The sequence below is a fragment of the Pseudonocardia sp. 2-7 genome, assembly GCF_056341085.1.
In genome coordinates this window covers 2,902,324-2,921,484 of the sequence record NZ_CP094507.1, presented here as the reverse complement: position 1 = coordinate 2,921,484, position 19,161 = coordinate 2,902,324, and the positions used below count along the sequence as shown (strand labels likewise).

Sequence of the window (19,161 nt, the reverse complement as noted above, 5' to 3'; positions counted from 1 at the left end):
ATCTCCTCAGAAGATCAAGTCTCCCGACACGCCGGGGCGGTTCACCTGTCTGTTCGCCGCGGCGCTTGGCGCGCACGCTGACCGAGTCCACCGCAGCTCGCGACCAGTCCAGAACCCCAGCCTGGCCGAGCCGATCAAGGACCACTCGGTGCAGCTCACCCCAGACCCCCGCCCGCTGCCAGTCGCGTAGCCGTCGCCAGCAGGTGGTCCCTGATCCACAGCCCAACTCGGGCGGCAGGTCGTTCCAGCCGATCCCCGTGGCCAGCACGAACACGATCCCCGCCAGCGCGGCCCGGTCCGGTACCGGTGGCCGGCCCGTCCGCGCGCCTCGCCGACGTGGCCGAGGCCGGGGAAGCAGCGGCTCAACCAGCTCCCACAGCTCGTCGGTGACCAGTCGTTCGACCGTCGATGCCCTTGCCATCGACCCCGAGCATCACCCGACCAGATCCATCTACATAGGACCGACACACCCCGACTTCTGCAACGACCTCTAAGTGGCGGTAGAGGTTGATCCGGGGTTCATCGTGCTGCGTCTCCTTTGGTGTGGTGATCGACTCGGGGTCTGGCTACTACCGAGGAGGACTCGTTGTCGAACAAGGCTGGGAAGCTCACCCGCGGTGATCGTCGGCGCAACGAGCGGCTGGCTCGGTTGCGGTCGATCGTCGATCGGAACTACACGATCGTGGCGGTGGACCTGGCCTCGGCCAAGCAGGCCGCGGCGGTGACCGACCATGACTCGGCGGTGCTGGCTCGGCGGATGTTCGCCGGCGACGCGTGGGTGATCGACCAGATTCTGGACTGGGCCCTGCCGATCGCGGCCGAGGCCGGGTTCTCGGGGGTAGTGCTGGGCTGCGAGCCGACCGGGCACCGCTGGAAGCCACTGCTGGACCGGGCCCGAGATCGTGGGATCGAGCTGCTGTGTGTGAACGGGAGGAGGAAGACTTCACTCGCGACCGCTCGGATTTCAAAGACGCCACCATCATCGCCAAACGGGTCGCCGAACTGCGCTGCTACGTGCCCTTCCAGCTGGAGGGCCACTGGTGCCGGCTGCGCCACCTCGGGGCCCGTCGTGACGGCCAACTCGTGGTGGCCACCGCAGCGCGCCAATGCCTGCGTGACGTACTCGAGTGCGCCTGGCCCGCGGTGCTGCGCGTGGCGTCCAAGCCGCTGGAGGCGATCACCTGGCGGGCGGCGATGGCGGTGTCCACCCAGCCCGCCCAGATCGCCGCGATGAGCTACGCCGACCTCGCCGCGGCGGTGCGCGCCGAGCTCCCGCGGTGGGGCGGCACCCGCTGCAACCACCGTGTCCTGCGCGCGGTGCACGCTGCCGCCTCGGCCCCGGGCGCAGTGCCCGCCGAGCGCGACGCCGCGGCCGAACGCGCCGCGTTCGCGCTCTCGGACTGGGCCCGCGCCCTCGACGAGCTCGTCGAGGTCGAGACCCGCATGCTCACCGTGCTCGACGCCCTGGAACTGACCGAGCTGGTCACCACCATCCCCGGGGTCTCCGCGATCGGCGCGGCAGCGATCCTGGCCGAGACCGGCGACCCCGACCGCTACGACTGCGCCCGGACCTGGGTCAAACACGCCGGGCTGTGCCCACGCGACAACGAGTCCGGCACCTTCGCCGGCACGACCACGATCTCGCGGCGCGGCCGGCCCGGACTGCGCACCGCGGCCTGGCGCGCGGTCTGGGGCGCCCTGCGCCACAACCACGTCTACGCCGCCCGCTACGCCCACCTGACCGGGCGCACCCACAACCCGCTGCGCGACGGACAGGCCCGCGCCGCGATCGCCGCCGCCCTGCTGCGCCAGCTGTTCAACATCGTCACCCGCCGGGTGGCCTGGGACCCCCTCCTCGCCGGCAGCGCCACCACCGGTGACACCGGTCGCACCCCCGGCGAGCACCGCCCGGAGGTGGCGTCGCTGGCCGCATGAAGCGATGATGGCGCCGGGCGGGGCGAACCCCACCAGTCCTTGGGCAGAACCCGTAACTGAGCAGGGGCGCCCCGCCCACCCTCCACCCGAGCTCGCATGAGGGCTGTTGGGCCGAACCCGGTTGTCCGCTAGGTCGAGCACGGAGCGTGGGCGCAGGCACCCGCCGACACGGCGCCAGCCACCGCTACCACCCACCACGATCAACCCCGCCCGACCCGCGGGGGCGACGACCCCTGCCCAGGAACCGAATCAACCGCCCTTGACTTCGCCCTCATAGGTTGCTCAGTGCCCTCGTAGCGGCGGCCGACAACGTCGATGAACTCCTGGGCGGGGCTCGGTCGGTCAGTCCACATCATGTTGAGCGCGCCCCTTTGAATCTGCTCGAAGCCGAAGCCGAAGCCGAAGCCGAAGCCGAAGCCGAAGGCGAGGGCGCAGTCCGCGGTCCCGCTGCGCACTGCTTGGGTCGCCAACCACAGGGCGGTCGACCCGGACGAGCAGTTGTTGTTGACGTTGACGATCGGCATCCCGGTCTTGCCCACGTGGTATAGGCCACGCTGCCCTGAGGTTGAGTCCCCGAATACGTAGGAGGCATAAGCCTGGTCGATGTCAGTGAGTTCCAGACCCGCATCGGTCAGGGCGCGTCGGACTGCGTCGGCCGCCATGACGTCGTACGTGGCTGACGCTCCGGGCTTGGCGAAGGGAGTCATTCCGACCCGCGCGATGAGGGCGAGTCCATGGTCGTGGGTCCTTCGGTGGTTGTGGGCAGGGTTGCGGATCAGCGGGTGAGAACGTGCACACTTGCGGCGGCGACGTCCATGCCGTTGACCACGCCGCCGAGCATCTGGGCGAGACCCACTCGGGCGTCTGGCACCTGCACGTCGCCGGCACGACCGCGCAACTGGTTGGTGATGTCGGCGATCGTGCGCACACCGGATGCGGCCAGTGGATGGCCCAGGGAGAGCAGGCCCCCACTGGGGTTGACCGGGATCCGCCCGCCGGGAGAGGTCGCTCCGGAGCGCAGCAGGCCCACGCCTTCGCCGCGCTCGCACAGCCCGAGATCTTCGTAGTGGACGATCTCCTCGCTGGCGAAGGCGTCGTGCAGTTCGACGACGTCGACGTCTGAGGGTGAGACACCCGCCTGCTCATAGGCTAGCTGCGCGGCCCGCTGCCCTGCCGGCATCGAGGTGACGTCCGGACGCAGGAAGTCCTGCTCTCCGGAGACCAGTGCCGAGCCCGCGATGCGGATCGGCAGGTCGGCGTACTTCTGGGCCACCTCGGCGGAGGCCAGCACAACTGCTGCCGCGCCGTCGGTGTTGGGGCAGCACTGTAGGAGGGTGATCGGGTCGGCGATCATCCGCGAGCCGAGAACCTCCTCGACGGTGAATCGCTTGCGGTACTGGGCCCGCGGGTTGAGCGCACCGAAGTCGTGCGCCTTGACCGACACCCGAGCAAAATCCTGAGGCGTAGCTTCGTGGGTCTCCATCAGGCGCTGGGCCTGCAATGCGAAGACCACCGGCATGGTCAGGCCCATCTGCCCGTCGAGGTCGTCCTTGTCCGGTGGGATGAGCTTGCCGGCGACCGGGCTGGTGGTCATCGACTCGACACCGATGGCGATGCCGATATCGATGAAGCCCGCGGCGATGTCCTTGTACAAGCTGCGGACGGCGGTGGCGCCTCCGGAGCAGGCGTTCTCCACGTTGACCATCTCGATGCGGGCGGCACCGATGTCCTTCATGATGGTCTGGCTCGTGACCATGGCGTCGAAGACCCGTGACGAGACGGCACCTTGCAGGTCGGCGGGCCGTATCCCGGCGTCTTCGATCGCTGCGAGCGCGGCCTGGCGGCCCATCTGTGCGGCGCTGCGCTCCGGTGTCTTGCCGAAGTCGCTCTGCCCGGTGCCGATGACGAAGACGTCACGCATCCTTGGTCTCCTTCGTGGCGGGGACGAATCGGTAGGCGAGCACGTCCTGCTCGCCCTCCTGCCACAGGGGCGCGATCTCGAGCCGCATCGGCGTGCCCGAGGGGAGCGGCTGCTCACCGCTCGTGGTGATCTGGCTGAAGACCCGGATGCCGTGGGGCATCATCACGTAGCCGACGCTGTACCCGGGTTTGAAGCGACCGTTGCCCATGTGCACGACAGTGGCGCAGAGCAGCTCTCCTTCCGCGCCGAGCTCGACGCTCTCGATGCTGCGGTGCCCGCACTCGAGGCAGTGCTCGGTCGCCGGGAAGACGGTGCGCCCGCACTGGGCACACCGCCCCGCGAGCAGGGTTGGTCCATCGTCGGTCTCCTGGAAGAGACCCTCCCGAACGGGGATTGCGGCGGTCACTATCGGTTCTCCTGTGTCCGGGCGGTGGCCCGTGGTCGGCTGCAGTGGGTGCGCATGGTCAGCTCGGACGGAGGATCATTCCGGCGTCGAGTCGGATCGTGCGGCCGTTGTGCATGGGGTTACGGACGATCTCCTCGATGAGCAGGCCGAACTCCTCGGGTCGCCCCATCCGCGGTGGGAACAGCGACTGGGCGGCCAGCTCCTCCTTCAGCGCCGGTGGCACCCCGCCGTAGATGGGCGTGTCGAAGGCGCCCGGGGCCACGGTCATGACGCGGATGCCATGAGCGGCGAGCTCCCGGAACAGCGGCATCGTCAAACCCACGAGCGCAGCCTTCGACGCGCTGTAGGCCACCTGTCCGACCTGGCCCTCGTAAGCAGCGCCCGAGGAAATGTTGATAATGACGCCCCGCTCGCCGTCCGCATCGGGGTCGCTGCCGGCCATCCCCGGAACCACGCTGCGCATGAGGTGGATCGGACCGTAGAGGTTGACCTTGATCCCTGTGTCGAAGACGTCCATCGGCAGCGGGCCCCGACTGCTGAGGAGCTTGGCAGGAGCGGGCACGGCCGCGGCGTTGACGACGACCCGGACGGGTCCGTGTTCTGCCTCGACGGCGGCGACCGCGGTCTCGACCTGCTCGAGCTGGCTGACGTCGACCTTGTAGTACCGGAACCGCTCGCCGAGCTCGGACTCCAGCTGTCCTCCCTTCGCGTCGTCGAGGTCGAAGGCGGCCACGGTGGCGCCGAGGTGGATGAGACGCCGGACGGCAGCCTCCCCGAGACCCGAGGCACCGCCGGTGACGATGGCGGTGGTGTCGAAGTGCATGTGCTGTCTCCTTCGTGGTGACCGGGTCGGTCAGCGGGCCATGACCTCGGGGCCGATGGCCGCTCGGGCGATGATGAGCTTCTGGATCTGGGGCGTTCCGTCGCCGATCTGGAAGCCGGAGACGTCACGCAGGAGCGCCTGGAGCGGCATCTCCTCCGACCACCCGAGGTGTCCATGGAGGACCACGCACTCCTGGACGGCCTGGAAGCCGACCTGCGGGGCCCACCACTTGAGCATTGCGGCCTCGACCGTGTGCGGCCGGCCGGCGGAGCGTGCATCGAGCGTGGAGTCCGCCAGCGCCCGCACCGCCGCGAGGTGGGTGAGGTGTTCGGCGATCGGGAAGGTGACACCCTGGTAGTGGCTGAGCGGCTTGCCGAAGCTCGTGCGGTTGCGCACGTGCTCGATCGTCAGGTCGATGGCCCGGTGGGCGATGCCGAGCACCATGTAGGCGATCAGCGTCCGGGTCAGGTCGAACTCCTGCATGATCAGCGCGAAGCCCCGACCGCCCGCCCCCAGACGATGTGACACGGGCACGGAGACGCGGTCCATCATGATCGAGCCGCGGCCGACCGCTCGGAAGCCGGGGTCGTCGAAACGCTGCCGCGAGATGCCCGGGGCATCCATCGGCATGACGAAGGCACTGATCCGCCCGGAGTCGCTCTCCCGCGCGACGACGATCGCGACATCGGCGTCCGGCCCCTGAGTGATCGAAGTCTTCTCCCCCGACAGCTCCCAGCCGCCGTCGACGGGCACGGCCTTGGCCGCGAGCCCCTGGGCGTCCGACCCCGACCCGGGCTCGGTGAGCGCGATCGCGCACACCGCCCGCCCCTCGACCGTCGGGGCGAGCCAGTCGTCGATGACCTCCGGCGAGCCCGTCGTGAGGAACAGCTCGGCCGCGACATTGTTGGCGAAGACCTGGTAGGCGCACGCCGAGTCGGCGTAGGCCACCTCCTCGCAGGCGATCCCTAGGGCCCGCAGCCCGGCCCCCTGGCCCCCGTGCTCCTCGGGCAGGCACAAGCCGAGCAGGCCGTTGTCGCCGAGGACCTTGAGGGTGTCGCGTGGGTAAGTCCCGCTCTTGGCCCGCTCGAGGTATCCGTCGAGGAAGGTCTTGCGAGCCAGCGCGCGCACTGTGGCCCGGAAGTCGGACAGTTCGGCAAGGTCAGTCATCGTTCTCCTTCATGGTCGTGAATCGCGGCTCGCGCTGCTCGGCGAAGGCTCGTAGGCCCTCGTCCACGTCGCCGCTGTGCAGATGCTCGGCTGTCGCCAGGAGCTCGAGCCGCAGCGCGCTCTGCAGGGGCTGGTCCAGGCCGTCGTCGATGACCTGCTTGAACAGTCGTAGTGCGCTCGGGCTGCGCCGGGCGATCGCCAGGGACAGTTCCTCGGCCCGTGGCTCGAGCTCGTCCGGTGGGACGACCTCGACGACCAGACCCATCGTCATCGCCTGCTCGGCAGTGAGTAGCTCGCCGGTGAAGGCGAGGTACTTGGCCCGTGTCGGACCGATCACCCGTGGCAGACGCGCCGCCCCACCGGCACCGGGCAGCAAGCCGTAGTTCGTGTGGCCGTCGCCGACGCGCGCCTGCGACGAGGCGATGATGAGGTCGCAGTGCAGTGCGAGTTCCAGACCACCGGCCATCGTGATGCCGTTGAGCGCGGCAATGGTCGGTTTGGGCAGGGCGGCCACCCGAGTGAAGGTTGCCTGGGCTTGCCGCTCGAAGCCGAGCATCCGGGCTGGATTCAGGGTGTCCCCCGCTCCGAGAACTGCCTTCAGGTCGGCGCCGGCGCAGAAGGCGCGACCGGTCGCGGTGATGACCACCACGCGCACGGCCGGGTCGTCCGCCACCGATCGGGCGTGGGCGTCCAGCTCGCCGAGCAGATCCGTGTCGAGCGCATTCATCGCGTCCGGACGGTTCAGGGTCAGCCACGTGACCGATCCTCGGTCCTGCCGGATCACCATCGGCTCCGTGCCGCTCACCGACCGTGCTCCCCGAGCTCACGCAGCTTCTTCTTGTCGATCTTGCCCACGAGTGTCGTGGGTAGGTCGTCGATGACATGCACCGCCTTGGGCGACTGGTGGGCTCCCTTGGCATCGCGCACGACCCGTTGGATTTCGGTCGCATCGACCCGGGCACCGTCGCGGACGACAACGAAGGCGGTGACGGCCTCACCCCAGGTGTCGTCGGGCAGCCCGACCACGGCAACGGCGGCCACGTCGGGATGGGTGGCGATCGCGTTCTCGACCTCCTTGGGATAGACGTTAAAACCACCGGTGATGATCATGTCCTTGGTGCGGTCGACGATGTGCAGGTAGCCCTGCGCGTCACGGATGGCGACGTCGCCGGTGTGCAGCCATCCATCGCGGAGCGTCTCCCGGCTGAGGTCTGGCAGCTTCCAGTAGCCGGTCATCACCGCTCGCGAGCGCACGCACAGCTCGCCCGGGGCGCCGTCCGGGACCTCGTGGCCCTGCTCGTCGACGACCCGGACCGCGGTGCCCATGACGGGACGGCCGCATGAGCTGAGCAGTTCTGGACGACCGATGGGGTCGTGCTCCTCGCGGTACAGGCTCGTGGTCACGCCCGCGCACTCGGTCTGCCCGTAGATCTGCATGAGCCTGGGGCCGAATCGCTCGAGCGCCTGGGCCAGCCGGTCCGGGGTGATCGGGGCCGCTCCGTAGAAGAAGGTCTCGAGACTGCTCAGGTCGCCGTCCTCGGCCGTCGTGTGGTCGAGCAACGCGTTGATCATCGTCGGCACGCCGAAGGTGCAGTTGGCCCGCTCCCGCTCGATGGCCGCGACGAAAGACTTCGGCTCGAAGCCCTGCAGGAGAATCACGGTGCCGCCACGGGCAAGGGTCGGGAAGAGTGGGAGCAGGCCGGCGTGGGTGATGGGCGGCGCCACGAGATAGCGGGGCGTCTCCGGCATCTGCCAGCTCGTCAGGGCAGCTCGGGCCAGCTCAACCATGGAGCGGTGCGGGACCATGACGCCCTTCGGCCGGCCGGTGGTGCCGCCCGTGTACTGCAGCCAGGCGAGGTCCTCCTCGCCCACGGGGCCGGGGACGAGGGGCTTGGGTTCGAAGCGCTGCATGGCCTCGAAGAGGTCCTCGGTGCCCTCGGCGTCGCCGAAGACGAGGAGGTGGCGCACGGAGCTCGATCGTTCGGCGACCTCGAGACCGACCTTGGCAAACATGGGGTGGACGACGAGCACCTCGATCTCGGCGTCGTCGCAGATCCACACATGGTCATCGACGGAGCCGAGGGGGTGCAGGCCGCTGTAGTGGGCACCCAGCGCGTAGGACGCGGCCTGGGTCAACCACACCTCGGGGATGTTGCCGCTGAGCGCTCCCACCCCGGAGCCGTGCACGATGCCGCGGTCCTCGAGGACCTGCTGGATGCGGCTCATCGACTCGGCGGCCTCGGCGTAGGTCATCCTCGTCTGATCGAGGACGAAGGCCTCACGCTCGGGATACCTGGTCAGGGCCTCGATGATCAGACGGTCGTAGGTGGTGCCGCGGGCGGCCTCGGTCGCCACCGGGATGTCGTGATTCGTGGACGTCATCTCATACATCTCCAGAAAGTGTGTCGTCGGTCGTCAGGCGGGGGTGAGGTCTTTACGGATGACGTGCTTGAGGACCGTGCCCGAGGGATCGTCCGGGATCTCCCGGACGACGATCTCGCGCGGCAGCTTGTCGGCGACGTACGTCGCCGCGAACTCCCGGATGCCCTCGAGGGTGACCTCAGGCCCGTCGTGCGGGGTGACCACGGCGACGATCCGTTCGCCGTAGGTGTCGTCGGGACGGCCGATGATCGCCGCGTCAGCGATGTCGGGGTGCGCCGCCAGCGCGTTCTCCACCTCCACGGAGTACACGTTGCGGCCACCCGTGATGATCAGGTCCTTGAGGCGGTAGACGATCGTCATGTAACCCTGCTCATCGACGACCGCGAGGTCACCGCTGTGCAGCCACTCGTCGCGGATCGTCGCGGCGGTCGCCTCGGGCTGCTGCCAGTATCCTCAATCAGAGTCTCGCCCCGATAGACGAGCTCGCCGGCGCCGCCGTCGGGGGTCGACGACGCGACCTCGCAGTTGGGGATGGGCCAGTGGCCGGACGGGCGCGGACCGATGTAGTCGGGAAGCAGCGCGCTCACTTTCCCCTCTCCTCGGTCCTCGGTCGGGGGCGCATGTGCAGGTAGGCCGCGAGAGCCACGGTTATGACGACCTGACCGCGCTGGTTGGGCAGCTCGCCAGCGAAAGTGACCAGCCCCCGACCCCGGTCCGGCTCCGGGACCGCGGGCGGTGGAGGGTCGGAAGCATCCATGTCTGCACCTTTCGTTAGATTAACTAGTCAGTTAGTGTAGATAGGTGCTCGTGCACGTCAAGGGGCTGGTTCAGATTTCGTTCCGAGAGGGGTTCCCTGTCGATGAGTAGCGGTGCTGGCCGAGCTCAGCGTGAGGACGGCCTGCTGTACGCCGAGGACCTTGCTGTGCGCTCCGGCGAACTCCACCCGCTGGGCCCGGTCGCCATGACCGAGTCCGAAATACGCGCCTTCGCAGAGCAGTGGGACCCGCTTCCCATTCATGTCGGCGACGGCGGGCCGTTCGGCGGTGTCATCGCCAGCGGGCTCCACACCTTCGCTGTGTTCCAGCGGCTCGCGGTTGACGCCGCGTACTCCTCGTGGGCCGTCGTCGCCGGACGTGCGATCCGGGAGATGGTGCTGCCGCGGCCGGTCTTCCCCGGTGATGTCCTGACCGGCTGGGTCCGTATCAACCGCGCTGCTCCCCCGCGCAACGGCATGGTGCAGCTGGAGGTGGAAGGCCGGTTGGCCAACCAGCACAACGAGCCGGTTCTCACCCTGCTCATCGCGAGCTACGTGCAGACCCGCGCCGCCTTCGACCATTCGGTCGAGTAATCTCTCACGGTTCGACCCGGAAGGAGTGCGCGTGGCGAGACAACGGGCGACGACCACCGCTGCGATCGTCGCGGCAGCCGCGCAGGTCTTCGAGACTAAGGGCTACCGGAACTCCACCATCGACGACATCTGCCTCGAGGTGGGCATCTCACGTCCCACGGTCTACAAGTACATCGAGAGCAAGCCCTGGCTCCTCGACCAGATGGTTGCCCTCGTCACCGTTGAGCTCGGCGAGAAGCTCCAGGAGCTGCTGACCAGCCCGCTCTCGCCCCGGGAAAAGATCCGGGCAGTGATCAAGCTGCACATCGAGTCCGCCACGAACAAGCGCGTCTACTACGCGACTGTCTGGAGTGAGCAGCCGGAGCTGTCCGAACAGTCCCTCCAGTCGTTCCGTGCTTGGTCGCACACAGTAACCAACGAGTTCGTCCTACTCCTCGACGATTTCATTAAGGACGAGGGACTCGAGCCACGGGCTGACACGACGGTGCTGGCGAACCTGACCCTCACCATGCTCACCGGCCTCTTCCGGTGGTACGACCCGAACGGGCCGACCACGCCAGACGACCTGGCCAACCAGGTGCTGGCCCTGCTCTCCGGTCCGCTTCCTGGGATCGACCAGGTCGGGCACTGATATTCACAGTCAGCCCGAGAACCGCAGCTGCAGGCTGCGATCGCGCAGCCATTCCCCTGCATAGCCTCTCCGAAGCGACAGCGACCACGACAGCCGCGCCCAGCCCGCGACCCCGGAACCGGGGTTCCGCAGCTGTCGGCCGGGTGAAAGTGCCCGAATGTGGGGTCTGAGCTGGGCAAACAGGTGTCGGCCTGGTCCGGGGTTCCGCAGCTGTCGGCCGGGTGAAAGTGCCCGAATGTGGGGTCTGAGCTGGGCAAACAGGTGTCGGCCTGGTGACATGTCGTGTCACTAGGCGTAGGTGTTGTGCCTGGTCAGCGCGTTGCGGGCTGCTCGGGGTCGAGGTGCAGGATCCGCGGTGGCAGCGCGAGGTCGAGGGCGGTGTATAGCCGGCGGGCCTCGGTGCTGGGCTGGCTGGTCTGGCGGAACATCCCGGCCGGGCCGGTGAAGGTGCCGACGTGCAGGCGCTGCAGCTCGGTGCGGGCGCGGGGCCAGCTTGTGTGCGCGCGGGTCTCGACGATGCGGGCCAGCAGCAGCGCGAGCCAGCAGAGCAGGACGTGGGCGCGGATGCGGTCCTCGAGCCGGTGATAGACCGGGCGCAGGTCGAGGACCTGTTTCATGTCGCGCCAGCCGCGCTCGACCTCCAACAGCTGCTTGTAGCCCAGCGCGATGTCCTCCGTCGTGAGGTGCGGGTCGCTGGTGCGCAGCAGGTACTTGCCATCCAGCTTCGCGTCGGCGGCGATCTTGGCGGCATCTATGCGTAGTAGCCCGCCCGGTGTGACGCGCAGGAACCGGTTCAGCCCGGGCTTGGTGGAGATCACCCCGCGCAGCTCGGCACGCTTCGACGGTGAGAGCCGGTCCGAGCCGGCGATCATCGCTTCCAGGCGGTCGACGAGCCGGGCACGGACCGCGGCGTCCCGGTCGGCGGCGTCGGGGTTGCGGCAGATCACGAACCGCTCGGTCTCGGAGATCTTGACTTCCTTGACCCGCAGGTTCGCGTTCACCTCCTGGTAGCGGCCTTGCCGGGCCATCGCGGCGGTCGCCTCCGCCGAGCCGGAGCGTAACTTCTCACCGAGGATGTAGCCCCCACCGCCGGCGGACAGGTGACGCCGGTTCTCCTTGGAGGTGAACCCGCGGTCGGCCACCCAGATGACCTTCCCCAGCGTCCAGTCCCGCATGTCGTCCTTGACCTGGCGGATCAGCGGCGAGTCGGACGTGTTGCCCGGCCAGCACCACACCCGCACCGGGATCCCGTCCCGGGTGACGGCCATGCCGACCACGACCTGGGGCAGGTCGTCACGGGAGTCCTTCGACTTGCCGTGGGTGCGGAACCCGGCCTGTCCCGCCGCTCCCGGCGGCGGCTCAGCGCGCTCACCGCCATCTGCCCGTTCGGCGTCCTGCCCGGCGTCCTGCTCGACGGGGCGGCCATGCTGGTCGCGCCAGACTGGGGCGTCGGCGTCCTCGGTCTCGAAGTAGGTGCTGGTGGTGTCGAAGAAGATCAGGTCCACTTCCAGGTTGAGCAGGTCGGCGACCGCGTCGAACACTCCTCGCGCGAGCCGGTCCTCCACCGCGATCAGCCAGTCCATGGCCCGGTAGCAGGCATCGTCGGACACCGTGTCCAGACCGGGAACGTGCACGTCATGGGCGACCCAGCCGGTAGCGGCCAGCTTCGAGGACGGCGCCAACGCCCGGTTCGCGACCAGCGCGAACAGCACCCGCTCCACGACCGGATCCCGCCGTGATCTCCCCCCTGATCTGCCGGAGGTCCCGGCGGCGAGGCGGCGCAGCAGCGTGTCGATCCCCAGCCGATGCCACAGCCCGTCGAGCAGCCACACCCCGCCCAGCGGGCGGGACTCGATGAACTCCAGCCCCGGCACCCCGACCGCCCGCGCCCGATCCGGGCCGACCGCGGCGGGTTCGACGCCCACGACCCGGGTCAGCGCGGCGATCAAGCGTTCGATCGCAGGCCGGTCGAGCTGATCGGCCCGGCCGAACGAGTACAGCACCTTCGTCCGCGCGGTCTTCGCTGTCGGGTCCCACTCGTTGTGCGCCAACTGCAGGTAGGACACCTTCGACCCGTCCCGGTTCCGCCGGGTCGACGTACGCACGAACACGCCACCAGACCTTACACGGTCCGTAGCAGCTCAACGGCCCTATCTCGGGTTAAGTCGTGTTACTAGGGCTTTCGAACGACCGGACCAGGTCTCACCCCGCTGACCTGCACCAACGCCCGTGATCATGCACCAGATCACACGTTAGCTGCGGAACCCCGGCCGGAAGCGGAGGACCCAACTCCAGGCGTTCAGGCCGAGCACGACCGGTGATGATCGGCTCAACCTCGCCTCCGTCGTGCTGGGGGTCGATCGTTCGGCCCGAGACAGCCGCAGGTCGAGTTCCGACGCGAAGAACGGACTGGTCGCCAGCAAGATCTCTTGGGCGCGCCGGACCCGAACGCCTCTAACCCAGAACCTCGGCCCTGGCCGCACCGGCGCGCGCTCAGGTGCCCGCGCCGGTGGGGGCCTGAACCGCCGCCATCCAACGAGTGCGCCCCGGCCGTACGGAATTCAGCCACAAGCGTAACCAAATACTACTCAGGCAGTTAACTTTAGGTCGGCCTCGTGAACCGCCGACGCACGGAGCTTCCTGCGACCTGAGAGGACGACGAACATTGGGGTTCCTCGGACTACGCGCGCCACGCACAGCGGTGGTCGCGTCCTTGGTAGCGATACTTGCCATCACCTCGTCCACGATCGCGGCAGCGCAGGACCGGTCGGTGGATCCGACCTCCGAGCTTCCTGACTCCTTCTCTGACTGGAACGTGCAGGTCGAGCCGCACCCGGGCACCCGCGGTGTGCTCGACCTCGTTTTCGACAGCCCGTTGCTGGAGAAGCGGATCACGAACCGGGTTTACCTCCCGAGCAGCTACCGTCCCGACGGTCCAGCACTGCCAGTCATGTACTACCTGCACGGGACGGTCGAACCGGCGCTCGACAACCCGGTCGTCGGGCCGGTCACCCAGCATGAGGCACTGCTCGACGCGATCGGCCCCGGCGGAGGGGCGCGGCAGACCGACATCTTCCGCTTCGAGGAACAACGCGACCGGGCTCAGTACCTGCTGGTTGCCCCGGACACTGCCTACGAGGACACGATCTGCGAAACCTGCATCTGGATCGACGGTCGCCCGGATCCCGTGCCCACCGCACCTCCGGCGACGGCCGAGACTCTCCCCGCAGACAGCTTTCTCCACCAGGAGCTCTACCCGTTGGTCGAGGCGCTGTTCAACGTCCGGCACGACCGTGGCGGCCGCGGGGTGATGGGCTTCTCCATGGGCGGAGTCGCCGCCTACCTGCAGGGCATGCGCCACCCCGACCAGTACGGGGTCACCGCATCGATCAGCGGCGCTCTCGACGTGGTTGACGAGCCGGGGGGGCGCGGCATCTGGGAGTCGATCGGCTACATGCGTGACCAAGGCTATGGCACCGCAGCTACCAACGAGGCCGACTGGCGAGGCTTCAACCCCATCGACCTGGCCTCCAACCTCAGCGGAATCGACCATCCCGTGTTCTCCAGCACCGGCGACGCCTGCCTGCCGCCCTCGTCGCTGACCCATGAGGACTGCATGCGCCTCCCGCCAGCGACCAACCCCGCCGCCGCGAGCGTCGAAGCTTTGCTGGCGCGCCAGTACGCGCTCCATTCCCGCGTGCTGCCGGAGCAGGGCGTCACCGAGACGCGCGCCCAGCGCCCCGGCGTGCACGGGGCAAACAACCACCGCGTGTACGCCGAGAACGTGGTACCGCTGGCGAACTCGGTCTTTGAACGTGACGTGAAGAAGCCCGACACATTCCGCTACCGGTCCACCGCGAGTCAATTCTCGGTGTGGGGCTATGACCTCTCCGTCGGGCGGAGCACCGTCGAGTTCCTCGATCTCAACGACGCGCGCAGTGACGGCCGGAGTTTCCAACTACGCGGATCCGGCGCTGTGCGCATCTTGACCCCACCGACTCTCGAGGCCGGGAAGTCGTACCAGGTCGCCACCACCGCAGACGACGGCACCACGTCAGCAAGTTCCATCGTGGCGGACAGTGACGGCCGCCTGCCTATCCTAGTCGATCTCGGCCGGGGCCAGCTGAGCAACCAAGTTCTCGAACCCACCGGCGCCAGTCCGGCGAGGTCAATGACTGTCGAGGTGAGCTGAGAAACGCGCCTTCACCGAGTGGCGGCGGGGCTGACTCCGCGTGCGTCGGTACCCGTCGCCGCGGAGTCACCCGACTGCGGCTGCGCTGTCAGGCGCCACGGTGGATGACGATGAGCGGCGGCGTTCGCGCCATTCACAGTGACGAGGAAGCGGCCGCACATGGCGGCTTGGTCGGCGGCGCCACCGTGCAGATGAACGTCGGAACCCGGCCCGAGCGGTCGGGCCCATCTTCGGCGTGGCGGGCCGGTTGCCGGCGAGGTGCTGCGGCCCGCGGGCGGGTCGCAGCGGCACCCGCGCAACACCAGTTGAGCCCTACCGGCGTCGTTGCTGGTAGACCGTGCCCGTGCGCTGTGGCGAGATCAGTGGGTCATGATCGGAGTGTTGGATCCCGACGGAGCCGAGGCCGACCTGACCGAGGGCCGGCTGGGCTGCCCAGGCTGGTCGTTCCCGACGGGCCGGGTGACGATCGTGAAGTTCCTCGACGGCGCCGAGCACGTCGACCGCTACGTCGGCCTGACCCCGCTCTGGGACGGCACGAACACCGCCGGGCTCGCGTTCCTCAACCGCACCGGCGAGCAGCTGGGCTGCGGCGCCGGGTTGCGGCCCTGGGGCGACGCCCGGCCCCGACGAGTGCGCGACCAGGACTCGACCCAGATGGTCCTGCGGCCCCGGCGCGCCCGCTGCCCCGGCTGCGGGGGACTCAGGTGCTCCCCTGCCCAGGACGGTGTTGCCCCGCCGGGCCCACACCCCCGAGGTGATCGGGTCGGCGCTTCGGCCAGCGCGAACGGGATCGGCTACCGGCGGATCGCTGCTGAGCTCGCCTGCCCACCGGCCACCGTGCGCCGCTGGATCGCCGCGGTGCGCGGGGCGCACACCGAGTGGCTGCGTACCCACCACAACCCGCTCACCGGCCCGAGCAGCGATCGTCGTGCGTAAGGGGATCCGCTTACGGCACTCGGATTCGCCGCTCGGCTGGGAGTGGCTCCACAGGCACTGGGGGCCTGTGACCGATCAGAACAGGGTGTCGCGCACGCGCAGCGGTCGGTACCCGGAGGGGTCGAGCTGGGCCAGTTCGCCATCGATATCGACGTCGATCGTGCCGAAGAAGTTGATGTTCTCGCTGTGCGCCGGTGAGATGTGCGCGAGCACCTCATCGTCAACGCGCCGACCCGCCGCGCGCATCGACTCCACCGCCAGGCCGTAGTACTCGGTCGTCCACGCCACGACGGCGTTCGTGACCAGGGTCAGACACCACGCCTGTTCGGTTTGGGTCTGCAGCTGCCGGGCGCGGACGGTGCCCTCGTGGGCGTAGAGCAGGTCGCGCTTGAGCGCGTGCAGCGACTCGCCCTTGTTGAGCTGCCGCGAGATCCTGCGCCGGTAGGTCGGGTCGGACAGGTAGCGGGCGGCGTAGATCGTGCGCCGCAGCGCCCCGTACTCCTTGAGCGCGGCGGCCAGCGCGTTCTGCCGAGACGACGCCGAGAGCTTCCCGACGATCAGCGACGCGGTGGCGTGCCCGAACTTCAGCGACCCGGCCAGGCGTAGCAGGTCGTCCCAGTGCTCGGCGATCAGCTCGACGTTCACCCGCCGGGTGAGCAGCGGCCCGACATGCGGGTAGTCGGTCTCGGCGCGGGCCTTCGCGGCGATCCGGTGCAGCGTGATCTTGCCCAGGTCCCGGATCCGCGGCGAGAGCTGCAGGCCGAGGAGATCGAACAGGCCGAAGTTGACCAGGGTGACACCGTGGGTGTCGGTGGCGTGCTCGGTGATCGGGACGTCAGTGGCGTTGCCGAGGATCTCATCGAGCACGTAGTGGGCCTCGCGCTTGGTCGCGACGATGATCTTCGTGCCGTAGGTGGTGTGCTGGTCGGTGACGTGGGTGTAGGTCGAGAGGACCTGCCCGCCGTGGATGGTCATCTCCCGCCCGGTCGTCGTCTTGCCCCGCACCGGGAACCGCTGCCCGTCCGAGGAGGACAAGGTGCCGGTGCCGAACACCTCGGCCAACGGCATCCGCTGGTGGTGATCGATGATCGCCAGGTTCGCCGCGCGCAGCGTCTCCTCGCGCACGTACCACTCGGCGGTCCAGGCCAGGATGTCGTAGGAGATCCCGCACGCATCGGCCATCCGGGTCAGCCCGAGGTTGGTGGAGTGGCTCAGCAGCACCGCGATCAGGTTCCGCTTCAACTCCGGGGAGCGGGCCTGTTTCCCGCCGGCGTGGGTGAAGCAGTCCAACAACCCGATCCGCCCGTCCAGCTCGATCAGTAGCGACACGATCGGCGCGAACGGCAGCATGTCGGTGAGCTCGGCTTTGAGCGCGACCGCCTCGCCGGGAATGTCCTCCGCGGTCAGCGGGGAGATCACCAGGTCGCCGGCGTCGTCGAGGCGGACCGGGCCGTGCCCGGCGGCCAGGACCTGCTCGAGCTCGCCGAGCGCGCCGGACAGCTCGTCGGCGACCGCGGCCAGCGCGACCGCCGGGCCGGCGGACTTGCCGACGAGCCCACAGAACGACGTCCGCTGCAACGACCACTGCTCGGCGGTGAGCAGGTAGGCGGCGGGGTCGGAGTAGCGGCGCGAGCCGGGCACGTACACGTCCCCGGTGCGCAGCCCGTCGCGGAGCCCGAGCAGGGTGCACAGCTCCCAGAAGTGCCGGTAGGCGCTGGCGTTCCCCGCTGCGTGGGCCGTGTCGAGGTAGCCGCGCCAGCGCGTGGGCACGAATCCCGTCGGTGCGCCGGCCGGGACCCGGCGGGCCCCGGTGGCGTTCAGGGTCCGCAGGATCTCCACCGCCGCGAGCAGCTCGGCCGCCGCGGTGCCGCCGGCGAACTCCACCGCGGCCAGGACCTGCGGGGTGAACTGCCGCAAGTACCCGTAGGACGACACGTCGAGCGCGCCGAGGTGGCCGTGATCCCGGGGAAGGCGGGGAACGGCTTGGGCCATCGCCGCCCGGATCCGTGCCCATCCGATCCGTTCGCCCCGAATCACGCTGCCGATGTCCTCGTCGGCGATCGTGGTGTCGGCGATAACGGCCAGCAGCTCGTCGAGCAGCGCCTGGCGGTCTTCGCCGGCCTTGCCCCGTTCGGCCAGCGCGTTGCGCATCGTTCGCTCGGCCTTGCCCTCGCGCGCCGACACCGCCTGGTCGAACAGGCTCACGACCTCGTCGAGCACGTCGGTTGCGGACTGGGCCAGCAGCGTCAGCAGGATCGGGTAGCGGCGCTGCGGCTCCCGCCGGTCGAGGGCTTGCGCGGTCAGCCGGCGCCCGACCGTGGCCAGGAAGCGGCGCCGCTCGGCCGGCAGCACCGACAGATCCAGGGCGTCGGCGCCCAGCCCGCGCAGGAACTCCAGCTTCGTGGCCTCGGCCTTGATCCCGGCCGGGGAGGCCTCGACCGGGGCGGTGCTCAGCCATCGCAGCCGGGTCATCCCGATCGCGGGATCGACCACCAGCAGCCCGTCGAGCCCGGCACAGCGCTGTTCCGTGAACTCGTGCGCGAGCCGGTCGTAGGTCTCTCGCTGGGCCTCTGCGCGGGCGTGCGCGACCCGCTCCAGCACCGTCACCGGGCCCGGCCGGATCACCTGTACCGAGATCAAGTACTCACACGCCAGCCGGAACAACAACGTCGGAGAGTCGTGCTCCATCGCCCGCGCCAGCAGGAACTCGTCGAACTCCTTGAACTCCAGCGACGTCGGCACCCGCCAGCTGCGGTACTGCGCTACCAGTCGTAGATGTTCAGTGCGGGTCTTCGCCCGCCGGCCGTAGTGCCGCAGCACGCCCGGATCGACGGTGAGCTGGTCAGCCAGCCGGGCGACCGCCACTGGAGGCGCGGCGGCGACGTCGTCGGGCACGAACCCCAGCCACGGCAACGTGCACAACGCCACCGACAAGCCCAACCGGTCCGCCGGTCCGCGGCCCCGGCCCGGGTCGACGAACGCGACATCCGCCGGCGCCAGCGTGAAGAACCGGAACAACTCCTCCCGGCCGATCTCCGGGAACCCCCGCAGCCGCTCCAGCTCCTCGTCCGAGAACACCTGCGTCGCCAACCCCGACCTCCCCCCGCGCAACCACCATCCGCAGCTCAGGAGGCTACTCAGCTATATCCGCCCGATCTTCGGCGAGTACTACGGTGACCCCGTGCGTGACCGAGCCGCACTTCGCGATCTCGGAGAGCCCGCGGTTCGTCGGCCGCGGGATCGCCGCGCTGGCCGCCGACCTCGACCGGCACCGCTGGAACGGCCGCTCCACCTCCTCGGGCGAGCTCGGGCGGGTCTACGAGGTCGACGACGTCGACGGGTCCCGGCCCGACGCCTGGCGCTACGTCACCGAGGTCCAGGACGCGGGACTGCCCGCCGACACGACCGGCTACCGGTGAG

The 19,161-nt window shown here is 69.1% G+C and carries 15 protein-coding genes and 2 pseudogenes; 6 read left to right on the top strand and 11 right to left on the bottom strand.

Translation table 11 applies throughout. The features are described from left to right. Positions 1-34 precede the first annotated feature (34 nt). Positions 35-421, bottom strand: a pseudogene (locus MTO91_RS14175) (transposase); the annotation flags it as partial. A gap of 497 nt (positions 422-918) precedes the next feature. Here MTO91_RS14175 and MTO91_RS14170 point away from each other — a divergent pair. Then, positions 919-1,935 (top strand): transposase, encoded by a 1,017-nt coding sequence (locus MTO91_RS14170; RefSeq protein WP_405417039.1) that lies wholly within the window; start codon positions 919-921, stop codon positions 1,933-1,935. 200 nt (positions 1,936-2,135) lie between these two features. Here the strand turns inward: MTO91_RS14170 and MTO91_RS14165 are convergent, their stop codons facing one another. The 8 genes from MTO91_RS14165 to MTO91_RS14130 are packed head-to-tail and all read right to left on the bottom strand — an operon-like array spanning position 2,136 to position 8,994. Further along, on the bottom strand, positions 2,136-2,657 hold the full coding sequence (locus tag MTO91_RS14165; RefSeq protein ID WP_476654879.1) for a thiolase family protein: 522 nt from the start codon (positions 2,655-2,657) through the stop codon (positions 2,136-2,138). A gap of 53 nt (positions 2,658-2,710) precedes the next feature. Continuing rightward, the gene (locus MTO91_RS14160) at positions 2,711-3,856 is read right to left on the bottom strand and encodes a thiolase family protein (protein WP_405417043.1); all 1,146 of its coding nucleotides are present in this window, start codon (positions 3,854-3,856) and stop codon (positions 2,711-2,713) included. Further along, a complete protein-coding gene (locus tag MTO91_RS14155) occupies positions 3,849-4,262 on the bottom strand; it encodes a Zn-ribbon domain-containing OB-fold protein (protein WP_405417044.1) in 414 nt (137 codons plus the stop codon). The genes MTO91_RS14160 and MTO91_RS14155 overlap by 8 nt, the downstream gene beginning before the upstream one ends. A 58-nt stretch (positions 4,263-4,320) precedes the next feature. Beyond that, the gene (locus MTO91_RS14150) at positions 4,321-5,085 is read right to left on the bottom strand and encodes an SDR family NAD(P)-dependent oxidoreductase (RefSeq protein WP_405417045.1); all 765 of its coding nucleotides are present in this window, start codon (positions 5,083-5,085) and stop codon (positions 4,321-4,323) included. A gap of 30 nt (positions 5,086-5,115) precedes the next feature. Then, positions 5,116-6,252 carry an acyl-CoA dehydrogenase family protein gene (locus tag MTO91_RS14145; RefSeq protein ID WP_405417047.1) on the bottom strand — a complete coding sequence of 379 codons (1,137 nt, stop codon included), beginning with the start codon at positions 6,250-6,252 and terminating at the stop codon, positions 5,116-5,118. Then, positions 6,245-7,057 (bottom strand): enoyl-CoA hydratase/isomerase family protein, encoded by an 813-nt coding sequence (locus MTO91_RS14140; RefSeq protein ID WP_405417049.1) that lies wholly within the window; start codon positions 7,055-7,057, stop codon positions 6,245-6,247. The genes MTO91_RS14145 and MTO91_RS14140 overlap by 8 nt, the downstream gene beginning before the upstream one ends. Continuing rightward, positions 7,054-8,643: an AMP-binding protein gene (locus tag MTO91_RS14135; protein ID WP_405417051.1), complete on the bottom strand. Its 1,590-nt coding sequence runs from the start codon at positions 8,641-8,643 to the stop codon at positions 7,054-7,056. The genes MTO91_RS14140 and MTO91_RS14135 overlap by 4 nt, the downstream gene beginning before the upstream one ends. A 24-nt stretch (positions 8,644-8,667) precedes the next feature. Then, entirely contained in the window at positions 8,668-8,994 is a 327-nt protein-coding gene (locus MTO91_RS14130) for an AMP-binding enzyme (protein WP_405417052.1), read from the bottom strand. A 499-nt stretch (positions 8,995-9,493) separates the two neighbouring features. On the opposite strand from MTO91_RS14130, the gene MTO91_RS14125 reads away from it, so the two are divergent. Together MTO91_RS14125 and MTO91_RS14120 are read left to right on the top strand one after the other, a co-directional pair. Beyond that, the gene (locus tag MTO91_RS14125) at positions 9,494-9,982 is read left to right on the top strand and encodes a MaoC/PaaZ C-terminal domain-containing protein (protein WP_476651466.1); all 489 of its coding nucleotides are present in this window, start codon (positions 9,494-9,496) and stop codon (positions 9,980-9,982) included. A 31-nt stretch (positions 9,983-10,013) separates the two neighbouring features. Then, the gene (locus tag MTO91_RS14120) at positions 10,014-10,613 is read left to right on the top strand and encodes a TetR/AcrR family transcriptional regulator (protein ID WP_405417056.1); all 600 of its coding nucleotides are present in this window, start codon (positions 10,014-10,016) and stop codon (positions 10,611-10,613) included. Positions 10,614-10,924: 311 nt separating this feature from the next. Here the strand turns inward: MTO91_RS14120 and MTO91_RS14115 are convergent, their stop codons facing one another. Further along, on the bottom strand, positions 10,925-12,724 hold the full coding sequence (locus MTO91_RS14115) for an IS1634 family transposase (RefSeq protein ID WP_379674665.1): 1,800 nt from the start codon (positions 12,722-12,724) through the stop codon (positions 10,925-10,927). A gap of 659 nt (positions 12,725-13,383) precedes the next feature. On the opposite strand from MTO91_RS14115, the gene MTO91_RS14110 reads away from it, so the two are divergent. Both MTO91_RS14110 and MTO91_RS14105 read left to right on the top strand, forming a co-directional pair. Next, on the top strand, positions 13,384-14,805 hold the full coding sequence (locus tag MTO91_RS14110) for an alpha/beta hydrolase (protein WP_476651465.1): 1,422 nt from the start codon (positions 13,384-13,386) through the stop codon (positions 14,803-14,805). 381 nt (positions 14,806-15,186) lie between these two features. Then, complete coding sequence (locus MTO91_RS14105) at positions 15,187-15,741, top strand: hypothetical protein (RefSeq protein WP_405417061.1); 555 nt, start codon at positions 15,187-15,189, stop codon at positions 15,739-15,741. 75 nt (positions 15,742-15,816) lie between these two features. Here MTO91_RS14105 and MTO91_RS14100 read toward each other — a convergent pair whose 3' ends face one another. Continuing rightward, positions 15,817-18,819, bottom strand: a complete 3,003-nt coding sequence (locus MTO91_RS14100) for a Tn3 family transposase (RefSeq protein WP_405421813.1) — start codon at positions 18,817-18,819, stop codon at positions 15,817-15,819. A 113-nt stretch (positions 18,820-18,932) separates the two neighbouring features. Between MTO91_RS14100 and MTO91_RS14095 the strand changes: the two are divergent. Further along, a pseudogene (locus MTO91_RS14095) lies at positions 18,933-19,160 on the top strand (short-chain dehydrogenase); the annotation flags it as partial. Position 19,161 lies beyond the last annotated feature (1 nt).